This window comes from Hyphomicrobium sp. (assembly GCF_036833075.1).
Taxonomy (GTDB): domain Bacteria; phylum Pseudomonadota; class Alphaproteobacteria; order Rhizobiales; family Hyphomicrobiaceae; genus Hyphomicrobium_C.
Genome location: NZ_DAITQL010000007.1, coordinates 71,213 through 81,273, shown reverse-complemented (window position 1 = coordinate 81,273; position 10,061 = coordinate 71,213). Strand labels below are relative to the sequence as shown.

At 69.5% G+C, this 10,061-nt stretch carries 12 protein-coding genes and 1 pseudogene; 9 read left to right on the top strand and 4 right to left on the bottom strand.

The genetic code is table 11. The features are described from left to right. The 9 genes and pseudogenes from eno to V7082_RS03990 form a co-directional block, all read left to right on the top strand. Positions 1-598 (top strand): annotated as a pseudogene (gene eno, locus V7082_RS04030) (phosphopyruvate hydratase); the annotation flags it as partial. Between the two features lie 191 nt (positions 599-789). Next, complete coding sequence (locus V7082_RS04025; protein ID WP_334146335.1) at positions 790-1,068, top strand: FtsB family cell division protein; 279 nt, start codon at positions 790-792, stop codon at positions 1,066-1,068. A 237-nt stretch (positions 1,069-1,305) separates the two neighbouring features. Continuing rightward, entirely contained in the window at positions 1,306-2,298 is a 993-nt protein-coding gene (locus tag V7082_RS04020; RefSeq protein WP_334146334.1) for a thiamine pyrophosphate-dependent enzyme, read from the top strand. A gap of 5 nt (positions 2,299-2,303) precedes the next feature. Then, positions 2,304-3,632 (top strand): transketolase C-terminal domain-containing protein, encoded by a 1,329-nt coding sequence (locus V7082_RS04015; RefSeq protein ID WP_334146333.1) that lies wholly within the window; start codon positions 2,304-2,306, stop codon positions 3,630-3,632. A gap of 268 nt (positions 3,633-3,900) precedes the next feature. After that, on the top strand, positions 3,901-4,362 hold the full coding sequence (locus tag V7082_RS04010) for a hypothetical protein (RefSeq protein WP_334146332.1): 462 nt from the start codon (positions 3,901-3,903) through the stop codon (positions 4,360-4,362). Between the two features lie 239 nt (positions 4,363-4,601). Continuing rightward, positions 4,602-4,898, top strand: coding sequence for a hypothetical protein (locus V7082_RS04005; RefSeq protein ID WP_334146331.1), 297 nt, complete (start codon positions 4,602-4,604; stop codon positions 4,896-4,898). Positions 4,899-5,136: 238 nt separating this feature from the next. Then, a complete protein-coding gene (locus tag V7082_RS04000) occupies positions 5,137-5,424 on the top strand; it encodes a GlsB/YeaQ/YmgE family stress response membrane protein (protein WP_334146330.1) in 288 nt (95 codons plus the stop codon). Positions 5,425-5,466: 42 nt separating this feature from the next. After that, a complete protein-coding gene (gene lipA / locus V7082_RS03995) occupies positions 5,467-6,423 on the top strand; it encodes a lipoyl synthase (RefSeq protein ID WP_334146329.1) in 957 nt (318 codons plus the stop codon). 9 nt (positions 6,424-6,432) lie between these two features. Continuing rightward, positions 6,433-6,891, top strand: coding sequence for a type II toxin-antitoxin system RatA family toxin (locus tag V7082_RS03990; protein ID WP_334146328.1), 459 nt, complete (start codon positions 6,433-6,435; stop codon positions 6,889-6,891). A gap of 27 nt (positions 6,892-6,918) precedes the next feature. On the opposite strand, the gene V7082_RS03985 is transcribed toward V7082_RS03990, so the two are convergent. The 4 genes from V7082_RS03985 to ispF all read right to left on the bottom strand — a co-directional run. Next, a complete protein-coding gene (locus V7082_RS03985; RefSeq protein WP_334146327.1) occupies positions 6,919-7,719 on the bottom strand; it encodes a pentapeptide repeat-containing protein in 801 nt (266 codons plus the stop codon). A gap of 97 nt (positions 7,720-7,816) precedes the next feature. Continuing rightward, on the bottom strand, positions 7,817-8,311 hold the full coding sequence (locus V7082_RS03980) for a CinA family protein (RefSeq protein ID WP_334146326.1): 495 nt from the start codon (positions 8,309-8,311) through the stop codon (positions 7,817-7,819). Positions 8,312-8,449: 138 nt separating this feature from the next. After that, positions 8,450-8,947, bottom strand: coding sequence for a MarR family winged helix-turn-helix transcriptional regulator (locus V7082_RS03975; RefSeq protein WP_334146325.1), 498 nt, complete (start codon positions 8,945-8,947; stop codon positions 8,450-8,452). A gap of 121 nt (positions 8,948-9,068) precedes the next feature. Then, positions 9,069-10,061 (bottom strand): 2-C-methyl-D-erythritol 2,4-cyclodiphosphate synthase (gene ispF, locus V7082_RS03970; RefSeq protein ID WP_334146324.1); only part of this gene is annotated, 993 nt, incomplete at its 5' end.

Sequence of the window (10,061 nt, the reverse complement as noted above, 5' to 3'; positions counted from 1 at the left end):
GCCCGGCGACGACGTGATGCTGGCGCTCGATTGCGCCTCGACCGAGTTCTACAAGGGCGGCAAGTATGAGCTTGCCGGCGAGGGCAAGAGCCTCGACAGCGCCGGCATGGCCCGCTACCTCGAAGACCTCGTGGCGCGCTTCCCCATCATCTCCATCGAGGACGGCATGGCCGAGGACGACTGGGCCGGCTGGAAGGCGCTGACCGACGCCATCGGCAAGAACGTGCAGCTCGTTGGCGACGATCTGTTCGTCACCAACACCGAGCGGCTCGCGCAGGGCATCAAGACGGCGACCGCCAACTCGATCCTGGTCAAGGTCAACCAGATCGGCACGCTCTCGGAGACGCTGGATGCCGTGAACATGGCCCAGCGGGCGGGCTATACGGCGGTGATGTCGCATCGCTCGGGTGAGACCGAGGATTCGACCATCGCCGACCTCGCGGTCGCGACCAACTGCGGGCAGATCAAGACCGGATCGCTCTGCCGCTCGGACCGGCTCGCAAAATACAACCAGCTCATCCGCATCGAGGGCGAGCTCGGCGATGTGGCGCGCTACGCGGGCAAGAGCATCCTCAGGGGTGCGCGGGCCGTGTCGTAACAACGACGGACGGGTTCGCCGGTCCGTAGTTTTCGGGCCGGGCGCGCGCCGGGCGGTCTCGTGACTTTACCTCGTTTTAAGGCTTCAGGTCCTATAGTCCTCCTGTTCCCGGTTCTCATAGCGCGTAACGTCGAACATCCGTGTTGCGTCAATCCCTATACGATCGGCGAGCCAGGCTGCGGCAGGCGACGGTGTTGCTTCTCTGCCTTGGATTAACAGCCTATTTCGCCTTTCATATGCTCAAGGGCCGTCACGGCCTCGAGGCGCGGGATGCCTTGCTCGAGCGTCAAAGCGCGCTCGAGTTCGAGATCCAAAGCCTCGAGGCCGTGCGCGCCAAGCTCGAGCGCGATGTCGCGCTCCTTCGCCCCGACCTGCCGGACCCCGATTTCGTCGAGGAGATCGCGCGCGAGGTGCTGGGCTTCGCCAATCCGCACGATCGGATCCTCATGGACGCGACGCCTCCGGGCTGACCCTCGGGACCGGGATCCCTATCCCGTCGCGGGCGAGCCGCCGCCGCGAAGCGGTCACGGCGGCCGGCTACAGCGGTGCGCGCATCGCCTCAGCTCTGATGCAGCGCAGCATTCGCGCCCCGGTTTTCCCTGTGTCCCGTCGTCCAGGTTTCGTAGTATGGCGTCAAAAAATACGGCTGCCGGGACGTCCCCCGTGTGTGGCCTTGGCGAGGCGCCCTTTCGGAACGAGGAGTGAAGATGGCCGGTAGCGTCCCTGGTCCGAGCGGCGCGGAATGCGAAGCGTTCTCTCAGGACGAGGACATCGCGGCCTATCGCGCCATGCTCCTCATCCGGCGGTTCGAGGAGAAGGCCGGGCAGCTCTATGCGCTCCAGGCGATCCAGGGCGCCTGCCCGCTCTGCATCGGGCAGGAGGCGTCCATCGTCGGCCTGATGATGGAGGCGCGCCCGACCGACCCGGTGATCACCGGGTATCGGACCCATGGCGCGCTGCTCGCGCGCGGCGTGGACCCGCGGCAGGTGATGGCCGAGCTGACGGGCCGCAAGAGCGGATTGGCGCACGGCAAGGGCGGGACGGCGCGCATGTTCGCGCCCGAGCACGCGTTTTACGGCGGCCATGGCAACGCCGGCCTCTGCGCGCCGCTGGGGACGGGCCTTGCGTTCGCTGCGCGCTATCGGGACGAGGACACCGTAACGCTTGCATTCTACGGCGACGGGGCTGCCGCGCGCGGGCGTGTTCTCGAAGCCTACAAGGCGGCGGCGCGCCGGGCGCTGCCGATCGTGTTCATCGTCGACAACAATACCGCGGCGCCGGGGGCGAGCGTCGTGCTCGGATCCGTGCCGTCGGCGATCTCGGAAAGCGGGCGCCCGTTCGCCATCCCCGGCGAGCAGGTCGACGGTATCGACGTCAGGAGCGTCCGGCTGGCGGGGCGGCGGGCGATCGAGCGGGCGCGGCGCGGTGACGGGCCGACGGTGCTCGAGATGCTGACCTATCGCTACCGCGGGCATGGCGGCATGCCGGCCAAGGCCGGTGGGCTGGGGGTTCGGCACATCGAAGATGCGGATCCCGTCGTGAGAACGCGGGCGCGCATCCTGGCGTCCGGCAGCCTCAGCGAGCGCGCGCTCAAGGCGCTCGAGAAGGAGATTCGTGACACCGTCGTCGCCGCGGCGGCGTTCGCGCGCGGGGAGTCCGCGCCCGAGCCGGGCGATCTTCTGGCTTCCGTCGAGGCGTAGGGGTCATGCGACGCGAACTCCTCATGCCGCCGGTGACGCCGTCGATGACGGTCGGGACGATCTCGCGCTGGCACGTGGCGGAAGGCCAGTCGGTTGCGGCGGGTGATCTGCTGGTCGAGGTGGTGACGCCGACGGCGACCTTCGACATCGAGGCGGAGGACGCGGGACACGTGGAGCGCATTCTGGTGCCGGCCGGCACCGAGGGCGTGAAGGTCAATACGCCGATCGCGATCCTGCTCGGGGCGGCCGGTCAGGCGTGCGCGCAGCCGCTGGGGGTGTTCGCGGCGCTGGACCTCGAGCAGCGCGAAGCGCTGCGTTCGCCGGCCGCCGGCGGAAAACCGCGCACGGGCGGCGGACAGGGCAATAGCTACCGCGAGGCGCTGCGCGACGCGCTTCTCGCAGAGATGCAGGCCGACAGCTCGGTGTTTCTGATTGGCGTCGACGTGGCGCAGAACCGGGGCGCGCCGAAGGTGACGCAGGGGCTTTCCGACGCGTTCGGCCCGCGGCGCGTGGTGTCGGTGCCGGCCCTCGACGAGGCGCTGTTCGGGATGGCGGTCGGCGCGGCGTTCGCGGGCCTCAAGCCGGTGGTTGCGCTCGAGTCCTGGGGGCGTTCGATCGAGACGCTGGCGGCGAGCCTCACGAGCGCGGCGCAGACGTTCTATCTCTCCGGCGGGCGGCTTGCGGTGCCGATCGTCTTCCGCGGGCCCAACGGTTTCTCTCCCGGCCTTTCCGGCGAGGATGCGCGCTGCGTTGCCGCCGCGCTGGCGCAGATCCCGGGGCTCAAGGTCGCGCAGCCGGCGACGGCCTCTGCCGCGCGTGCGCTCCTGTCGGCGGCGATCCGCGATCCCGGGCCGGTGGCGGTGCTCGAGCACGACCTGCTCTATACGACGCGCGAGCCGGCAGCGGCTGCGGCCGGCGATGTTCGGCTCGGCGTGGCGCGCGTCGCGCGCCCCGGCGCGGACGTGACCATCGCGGCCGCCGGACACGCGGTGACGATCGCGCTCGACGCCGCGCTCCGCCTGACAGACGAGGGGATAGAGGCCGAGGTCCTCGATCTCATGTGCGTTGCGCCGCTGGATCGGAGTGCGATCGCCGCGTCCATCGCGCGGACGGGCCGGCTCGTGACGGTGGAGGAGGCCCCGGCCGACCTCGGCGTCGGGGCGGAGATCCTGGCGTTCGTCGCCGCGGATTGTTTCGGCGCGCTCAAATGCGCGCCCGTACGGATCGCGGGGGCGCGTGCGCCGATGCCCTATGCGGCGGCGCTGCAAGCAGTGGCGCGCCCCAGCGCGGACCATGTCGTGCGCGCGGTTTGCGCGATGATGCGCGGCGGGTAGCCGCCGCGGCCCCGAGCCCCCGCAGAGAGGGGGTGATTCGCTTTTGCATTTCGTCTGCGGGCGTATCCGGCCCCTTGAGGGAGCCGATGCCGCGGTTTCGATGTGGCGCCTCTGCAACGAGGCGTTGCTTTCCACTGATTCGCCGCGCGTTACGCGCCCCCATGCACGGCATTCTGGAGGGGTGTTCTTGTGGCCCGATCGGACTCGACCGTAGACCGGACTGACACAGGAGCAACTCCATGCCGTGAGGTATGTCTCGGGGGACCCCATGCATCATTCGTCGAAATCTTTGATCCTCGCAGGTTGCGGCGCTTTACTGCTCGCCGGCTGCTCGTCGGACGGCGGGCTCTTCGGCTCGGATTCGCTCACGACGCAGTCCATCTCCACATCGCCGTCGCTCGCCGCCGCGCCGAAAGTCGATCCGGCGTGCTACACGATCGCCCAGCGCATCGAGACGTTGCGCCGCGAGGGCGTGACGGAGCGCCTCGAAAAGGCCTCCACGGGCAAATCCTCGACGGTCGCGGTGAAGCGAACCTCGCTTGCGCAGGCGGCGGAGCTCGACAGGGCGAACGCCGAGTTCCAGGCCAAGTGCTCGACGTTCGGTCCGCGCCCGGCGCAGGCCCAGGTGGCGCCGGCGGCGGGGGGCGCCAATTCAGCGCAGGTGGTGTCGGCGACGGCGCCCCGGACGGCAGCGGCCATCGCTCCGCCCGTGGTCGTCCAGCAGCCGTGACGCTGAACATCGCCGAGGCGGGGTGGGCGCGGCGGCGGGCGGCCGTTTCCGGCCGTTCTCCCGTGCGGGCGGCGGCCCGGACTTGCCCGCAGGCCGCGAACGCTTTACTCATTCGGAGGCTGCAGCATCATGGCCACACTTCCATGCGAATGGCCTGATATGAGCTGCTGGGGGTTCAATAAACCCTGCGGAATATCTAACGTATCTGCGTCGATTAGCTTCGAGGAGACATCCGGACGATGACTGCGAAGGTGCGCGGCAGCGCGTTTCGTCTTGCTCTGCTCGGCGCCGTCGGTACGGCTGTGCTTGCCGGCGGCTGTGCATCGGGAGGCGACGGTCCGACCGGCAGGGCGCTCGCCGGCGGCGAGAGCTGTGCCTCCGTGAAGCAGCAGCTCAACAGGCTCGACGCCCGGGGCGTTCCGTCATCCGTGCAGGCGCAGGCCGCAGGCAAGAAGCTCAGCCCGCAGCAAAAGGCGGACGCCGATCTCTACAACCGCCTCCTCAACGACTATCTCGGCGCGCGCTGCCACGTTTGACGGCGATCCGCGACGGATCGGACCTGGACCCTATTGCTGCGGTCTGCCGGTCCGGGGCCGGAGAGTGGGAAGGCCGGGCGACGTTCGCGCAACCGGCGTCGCCGGGCTGGAGCATCCGGCCCCGTCTCGCCGGGTCTGAGAGAAAGTTCGTCTCGCCTCCGCCGCGCTCCGGGACCGCCAACTGCAAGATCCTGATCCGGCGCGCCGTAGGGCCGGCACATTCAAGGGGAGCGACGCCATGGACTACGTGCAAGCCGCGATCGACCATCAGGCCTGGATCATCATGGTCATCAACGGCCTGATCGCGGGGTGGCTCGCTGGCCTGCTGCTCGGCGGCGGCGGATTGATCCGCAACCTGCTGGTCGGCTTGATCGGCGCTGTGGTCGGCGGTTACCTGGTGTCGGTGGGTCTGCTGAGGCTTCCCTACGATTTCGACGCGTTCGTGCCCTACGGAAACCAGATCGTCGTCTCGACGGTCGGCGCGATGCTGGTGGTCATCGTCGCCCGCTTCCTCGGCGGACGCTGAGGGGGGAGTAGGCGCGCGTCAGGGCTTGGTTTAGGTTGCGCCATGGTCACCGTCATCGATACGCGCTCGCGTCCCCGTCATCCGGAGAAAGCGCATCGTCCGGATCAGCCGATGCCGCGCAAGCCGGACTGGATCCGCGTGCGCGCGCCGGGGTCCGAGGGCTTTCTCGCCACGCGGACGATCCTGCGCGCCCGCGGGCTTTCGACGGTGTGCGAGGAGGCGAGCTGCCCCAACATCGGCGAGTGCTGGCAGAAGCGCCACGCCACGATGATGATCATGGGCGACATCTGCACGCGAGCGTGCGCGTTCTGCAACGTGGCGACGGGGCGGCCGCGTCCGCTCGATGCGGACGAGCCCAGGCGCGTTGCGGACGCCGTGGGGGCGCTCGGGCTCGAGCATGTGGTCATCACGTCGGTCGACCGCGACGATCTCGAGGACGGCGGCGCGGCGCATTTCGCGGCCGTCATCGGGGCGGTGCGCGGTGCGGCGCCGGAGACCAGCATCGAGGTTCTGATCCCGGACTTCCTGCGCAAGGACGGCAGCCTTGCGCGCGTGGTCGCGGCGCGGCCCGACGTGCTCAATCACAACCTCGAGACGGTGCCGGGACTCTACGTGCGCATCCGTCCCGGCGCGCGCTATTTCCATTCGCTGCGCCTGCTGCAGCAGGCCAAGGAGCTCGACGCGTCGCTGTTCACCAAATCCGGACTTATGGTCGGTCTCGGCGAGACACGCGACGAGGTGCTGCAGGTCATGGACGACCTGCGCTCGGCGGACGTGGATTTCCTCACCATCGGGCAGTACCTGGCGCCCTCGCGCAAGCACGCCGAGGTGAAGCGCTACGTGCCGCCCGAGGAGTTCGAGGATCTGGCGCGCGTGGCGGTGTCCAAGGGGTTCCTTGTGGTTGCCGCGAGCCCGATGACGCGCTCGTCCTATCACGCGGGCGACGATTTCCGCCGCCTCAGGGCCGCGCGCGACGCTGCCCTCTCCGCACAATCGTAAGGTCCTTCCTTGCCGAGCTTCAAGACCGTCCGCCGTGTGCCCTTCACCCCGCGCGAGATGTTCGATGTCGTGGCGGATGTCGAGAGCTATCCGGCGTTCCTGCCGCTCTGCGAAGGGCTCACGGTTCATGAGCGCCGGGCGGGGGAGCGCGGTGTGGAGCTCGCCGCGACGATGACGGTCGGCTACAAGGCGATCACCGAGCGGTTCAAGACGCACGTGACGCTCGACGAGGCCGCCCGCATCATCCGGGTTCGCCATCTCGACGGGCCGTTCACGCATCTCGAGAGCGAGTGGCGGTTCGCGCCGGCCGGGGCGGGATGCGAGGTGCATTTCGCGATCGATTACGCGTTCCGCTCGACGATGCTGTCACTGATCGTGGGCGCGGCGTTCGATAAGGCCGTGCGCAGCTACACAGAGGCGTTCGAGCAGCGGGCGCGGATGCTCTACGGCTCGCGCGCAGGGGCCTGAACGCTCCGACGAAGGACAGCGCGCGCTTCAGTTGACGGTCTTGTCGCGGTTGCGGGTGCTGTCCAGTCCGGTGGCGCTCTCGAGGCCCCTGGCACCGGCGAGCTTGGCGCCGTCCAGGTCGGCGAGGCTGAGGTCGGCGCCGCTCAAGTCGGCGTTCGTCAGGTCGGCATGCGAGAGATCGGCGTTCCTCAGCGACGCCCGCGTGAGATTGGCGCCCTTGAGGTTGGCGAAGCGCAGCGAGACGTATCTGAGGTTCGCGCCCGAGAGGTCGGCGGCGGAGAGGTCGGCGGAATCGAGCCGCGAGCGCCAGAGCATCTCGATGAAGCCCGTTTCGTTGAACGGCGCGAGGGTTGCTCCCGCCATCCGCGCCCCGGCGAAGCTCCCGCCGCTGAAGACACCGAAAAGATGCGCGCCGGTGAGGTCGGCGCCGGTGAAGCTCGGTGTCTCCCGCCCGTTGCCTTCGAACGACGTGGTCGTGGTCGGCCGCAGGAGGCTTGCGCCCGCGAGGTTTGCGCGATCGAAACGCGCGCCGATGGCGATGACGCGGTCGAGGTTGGCCGCCCTGAGGTCGGCGCCGGTGAGATCCGCGCCGGTGAGATCGGCGCCGAACAGATTGGCCTTGGCGAGGCGCGCCTGCTTGAACGCGAGGCCGGCGAGGTCGAGGCCGGAAAGATTGCGCCCGCTGAAGTCGAGGGGGGCCGAGGGGCTGGCGGCGTACAACTCCTCCGTCACCTGGCGCGCCGTCAGATCCGCAGCTTGGGCCGGCGTAAGAGGGGCTGCAACGGCGATGACGGCTGCGAGCAGGAGCGAGCGGGAGGGGCGCGTCACGAGAAGCCTCGCAGGTTGTCGGAGTGGGAGCGTAGCCGGTCCGGCCCGCAAGATCCACAAGGAGCGCGCATTTGTGGCCGCGTCGGTGCGACGGGCCTCAGGAGGCGAGGGCTTCGCCCAGCATCGCCAGCGCCTCGGCTACCGTGCGCCGGCGAACGGCGGAGCGGCCGATGTCGCCGAAGCGGAACGCGCGGGCTTCGGGCGGTGCTCCGGGCGCCGCGAGGCCGATGTAGACGAGCCCGACGGGCTTCTCCACCGACCCGCCGCCGGGCCCGGCAACGCCCGTCACGGAGACGGCGATGTCGGCCGCGGAGGCGCGGCGGGCGCCGGCCGCCATCTCGCGAGCCACCTCGGCGCTCACCGCGCCGTGGCGGGTGAGCGTCTCGAGGTCGACGTTCAGCACGCCGACCTTGGCGGCGTTGGAATAGGTGACGAAACCCCGCTCGAACACGTCCGAGACACCCGCAATCTCGGTGAAGAGCGCGGCGATGAGGCCGCCGGTGCAGCTTTCCGCGGTGGCGAGCCTCCACTCCCGCGCGCGCATCGCGGAAACGAGGCGCTCGGCGGCGGAGAGATGCTCCGCTTCGAACATGCGTGACCTCCTGTGCCGACGCACGGCAAACGGTGTGCGTCCGCATCCTATGCCCCGAAACCTATCCCATGAAACGCTGCGAGGCGCACCTTTCGGAGCGCCTCGTCGGCAAGCGGGCATCGGGGACGGCCGGTGGCGTCAGTCGGCGATCATCTTCTCGGCGAGCCGCAGGAGATCGTCGAGCTTGGCGCGCGTCTCGATGCCCATGGTGGCGACCGAGCGAGCCTGGGCGGCCTGCCACACCGGGAACGCATCCTTGAGCACGATCTGGCCCTTGGCCGTCAGGTGCAGGCCACGCCCGCGGCGGCCGGCCGGCGGATCCATGATGATCATGCCGAGCGCGAGGAGACGCTTGAGGTTGCGGGAGAGCGTGGACTTCTCGATGTCGAGCTCGTGGCCGATCTCGACCGCGGTGATGCCGTCGCGCGAGGCGAGCTGGGCGAGCAGCGTGTACTGGCTCGCGGTGATGCCGAGTGGACGCATGGCGTCGTCGTAGAGACGCGTGATGATGCGCGACAGCTGGCGGACGCGGGTCGCGAGACAGGTCGCGGCCGTGGTCTCGGCGATGTCCGCGATGTTTGCGCCGCTGGTCTCGCCGGTCTGAGGACGCTCGATGGTGTGGGTCATCAGGTTCATGGGTTAGGCCCCCGGAGAATCGCTTTTTTGATCATACAACCGCTTGCTTTTGGTGATGCCGCGATTCTGGCGGGAGGGTCAACGCAAGCCCGGTCCGGAGGCGGGAAAAAGATGGCGCCCGTTACGACGGCAGCAGCACGGTCGCGGACGCGAGCGCCGCGATCCCTTCCTTTCGCCCGGTAAAGCCAAGGCGCTCCGTGGTCGTTGCTTTGACGGCGACGCGGGCAACGTCGATACCGAGCATGGCGGCGATAGCGCCACGCATCGCGCCCCGGTGCGGGCCGATGCGGGGCTCCTCGCAGAGGATCGTGAGGTCGACGTTGGTGATGCGGCCACCGCGGGCGGCGATGCGGCGGGCGGCGTCCTCGACGAACAGATGCGAGGCGGCGCCTTTCCAGGCCGGATCCGACGGTGGGAAATGCTGGCCGATGTCGCCGTCGCCGATGGCGCCGAGGAGGGCGTCGGTCAGGGCATGCAGGGGCGCGTCGGCGTCGGAGTGGCCGAGCAGGCCACGGTCGTGGGGAATGCGTACGCCGGCCAGCCAGACGTGGTCGCCCGCGCAGAACGCATGCACGTCGAAGCCGCTGCCGGTGCGCGGCTCGAGAGCGGGGGCGGCCGGCCTCAGAAGATCCTCTGCCATGGCCATGTCCTCCGGCGTGGTGATCTTGAAGTTGCGCGCCGAACTCGCGACGAGCGCGACCGCGAGGCCGGCCCATTCGGCGATGGCGGCGTCGTCGGTGGCGTCGTGGAAGCCCGCTTCGGCGGCGCGGGCGTGCGCCGCCAGGATCGGGCCCAAGTGAAACCCTTGCGGCGTTTGCGCTTTCCAGAGGCCCGCGCGGGCGATGGTGGCGCCGATGAGGCCATCGCCAGCGTCGCGCTTCAAGGTGTCGGCAAGGGGCTCGGCGGCGATGGCGCCGGGATGGTGCTCGAGCGCGGCGAGCACGCGGGCGACGATGTCGGGCGTGACGAGCGGGCGGGCGGCGTCGTGGATCAGGACCGTATCGGGTGCCGCCTCTGCGAGGGATTTGAGGCCGAGCCGGACGGACTCCTGACGTGTCCGGCCGCCGAGGACCGGAGGCGTCAGGCGTGCCGAGGTCCCCCTCACAGCGGCGTC

What these genes read in the sequence shown, in the direction of transcription:
- V7082_RS04020 (WP_334146334.1), top strand. Translation starts at nt 1,306, where the DNA reads ATGGCCGGTAGCGTCCCTGGTCCGAGCGGCGCGGAATGCGAAGCGTTC.
- V7082_RS04015 (WP_334146333.1), top strand. Translation starts at nt 2,304, where the DNA reads ATGCGACGCGAACTCCTCATGCCGCCGGTGACGCCGTCGATGACGGTC.
- V7082_RS04010 (WP_334146332.1), top strand. Translation starts at nt 3,901, where the DNA reads ATGCATCATTCGTCGAAATCTTTGATCCTCGCAGGTTGCGGCGCTTTA.
- V7082_RS04005 (WP_334146331.1), top strand. Translation starts at nt 4,602, where the DNA reads ATGACTGCGAAGGTGCGCGGCAGCGCGTTTCGTCTTGCTCTGCTCGGC.
- V7082_RS04000 (WP_334146330.1), top strand. Translation starts at nt 5,137, where the DNA reads ATGGACTACGTGCAAGCCGCGATCGACCATCAGGCCTGGATCATCATG.
- lipA (WP_334146329.1), top strand. Translation starts at nt 5,467, where the DNA reads ATGGTCACCGTCATCGATACGCGCTCGCGTCCCCGTCATCCGGAGAAA.
- V7082_RS03980 (WP_334146326.1), bottom strand. Translation starts at nt 8,311, where the DNA reads ATGTTCGAAGCGGAGCATCTCTCCGCCGCCGAGCGCCTCGTTTCCGCG.
- V7082_RS03975 (WP_334146325.1), bottom strand. Translation starts at nt 8,947, where the DNA reads ATGAACCTGATGACCCACACCATCGAGCGTCCTCAGACCGGCGAGACC.